The organism is Candidatus Protofrankia californiensis (genome assembly GCF_900634765.1).
Lineage (GTDB): Bacteria > Actinomycetota > Actinomycetes > Frankiales > Frankiaceae > Protofrankia > Protofrankia californiensis.
Genome location: NZ_CAAAFT010000380.1, coordinates 36,288 through 37,445, shown reverse-complemented (window position 1 = coordinate 37,445; position 1,158 = coordinate 36,288). Strand labels below are relative to the sequence as shown.

Sequence of the window (1,158 nt, the reverse complement as noted above, 5' to 3'; positions counted from 1 at the left end):
GGTGAGGCCGGTGAGCGCGGCGGGGCCGCTGCTGCCGGAGGCGCGTTGCCCGGGCGGCCGGCGCCGCGGACGCCGCACCCCATAGAGTCACATCTGTGCTCGAGGAGGTTCGCATCCGCGGTCTCGGGGTCATCGACGACGCTGTGCTCGAGCTGGCGCCCGGCCTGACCGTGGTCAGCGGTGAGACCGGAGCCGGCAAGACCATGATTGTCCAGGGGCTCGGGCTGCTCACCGGCGGGCGCGCGGACGCCGGCCTGGTCCGGCCCGGGGTGGCGCGGGCCTTCGTCGACGGGCGGATGGCCGTCCCGCCGGACGGTCCGGTGGCCGAACGGGTCCGCGACGCCGGTGGCGAGTGCGACGAGGAGGGTCTCGTCCTCGGGCGGACGCTGACGGCCGAGGGACGTTCCCGCGCGCACGTCGGCGGGCGGGCGGTGCCGGCCAGCGTCCTCGCCGAGATCACCGATGGGCTGATCGCCATCCACGGCCAGTCCGACCAACAACGGCTCCTGCGGGCCGGGGAACAGCGTGCCGCTCTCGACCAGTTCGCCGGTGACACGGTCGCACGGCCCCTGGCCGCATATGCCACCGCCTACGCACAGCTGCGTACGGTCTCCGCCCGGCTTGCCGAGATCACCGACCGTACCCGGGAACGCTCGGCCGAGGCCGAGCTGCTGCGGACCGGACTGTCCGAGATCGAGAAGGTCGACCCCCGTCCTGGTGAGGACACCGCCCTCGACACCGAACTACGCCGGCTGGAACACGCCGAGACATTGGTGCAGGCCGCCAGCGGCGCCCACGCCGTGCTGGTGTCCGACCCCGCCGTCGGCGACAGCGCACCGGGCGCCACCGACCTGCTGGGGGCCGCCCACCGGATGGTCGACGCGGAGGCGTCCCTCGACCCGGACCTGTCCGACCTCGCCGACCGCCTGCACGAGGCCGGGATGCTGCTCGCGGACGTCGCCGCGGATCTGGCCTCCTACGCCGCCGGGGTCGAGTCCGACCCGGTGCGTCTCGCCGGCGCCGCGGACCGCAGGGCGGCGCTGGCGGCCCTTGCCCGCGCCCACGGCACCGATCTGTCCGGGGTCCTGGAATGGGCCGACCAGGCCGGGCGGCGCCTGCTCGAGCTCGACTCCGAGGGTGACCAGGCCGGCGCGTGGG

1 protein-coding gene is annotated in these 1,158 nt (G+C 75.1%); it reads left to right on the top strand.

Going from position 1 to position 1,158, the window contains the following annotated elements; genetic code table 11:
- Positions 1–95: 95 nt before the first annotated feature.
- Positions 96–1,158 (top strand): AAA family ATPase (locus tag DD1DGNOD_RS19630; RefSeq protein WP_165036900.1); only part of this gene is annotated, 1,063 nt, incomplete at its 3' end.